This window comes from Psychromonas sp. B3M02, from assembly GCF_003318165.1.
Classification (GTDB): Bacteria; Pseudomonadota; Gammaproteobacteria; order Enterobacterales; family Psychromonadaceae; genus Psychromonas.
The window spans coordinates 1-965 of the sequence record NZ_QOCB01000037.1 but is presented as its reverse complement, the minus strand read 5'-3'; the positions used below and the strand labels follow the sequence as shown (position 1 = coordinate 965).

Sequence of the window (965 nt, the reverse complement as noted above, 5' to 3'; positions counted from 1 at the left end):
CAGCGTTAAGCGGAAGCATCGATGACCCTACCGCGACCGTGATTGTGACGGTGAACGAGATTGACTACACCGCGGTAAACAATGGTGATGGGACTTGGAGCTTAGCCGCGGACACCTTACCTGAGTTAGCCGAAGGTGAGGTTGAGATCAGCGTATCGGCGAGCGATGAAGCCGGTCATACCGATAGCGCAACGACTACTATAGAAGTTGATAGTACGGCACCATTAGTAGGTATTGATTCACTTTCTACGAATGATACTACTCCTGAGTTAACAGGAACCGTAAACGATTCAACAGCTTCTATTACGGTCATAGTTAATGGCGTTGAGTATCAAGCGACTAACAATGCCGATGGCACCTGGACATTAGCGGATAATACGTTACCGGCACTGGATGACGGTGAAACGGTTATTACCGTTACCGCCAGCGATGCGGCGGGCAATAGCGCCACGAACACGGGCACCGTTGAAGTGGATACCACCGGCTTAAACGTGAGTATCGATGCGTTAGTCACCAATGAGACCTCACCAGCGTTAAGCGGTAGCATCGATGACCCTACCGCGACCGTGATTGTGACGGTGAACGAGATTGATTACACCGCGGTAAACAATGGTGATGGGACTTGGAGCTTAGCCGCTGACACCTTACCTGAATTAGCCGAAGGTAACGTTGAAGTTTTTGTTACCGCTGAGGATGATTTAAGTAATAGTGCTACTAATTCAAAAATAATAGAGATTGATACCACAGCGCCTGTCGTCAGTATTAATTCAACGATCACCACGGATAGCACGCCTACTTTGACAGGGAGTGTCGACGATAGCACAGCATCAGTATTTGTGACGGTGAACGGGGTTGAATACAGCGCCACTAACAATACCGATGGCACCTGGACACTCGCGGATAATACCTTACCGGCACTGGATGATGGTGAAACGGTTATTACCGTTACCGTTACCGCGAGCGAT

At 49.2% G+C, this 965-nt stretch carries 1 protein-coding gene; it reads left to right on the top strand.

The window, feature by feature from the left end; all coding sequences use genetic code 11:
- A partial coding sequence (locus DS885_RS05230) for an Ig-like domain-containing protein (protein WP_258546849.1) occupies positions 1-965 on the top strand: 965 nt, incomplete at both ends.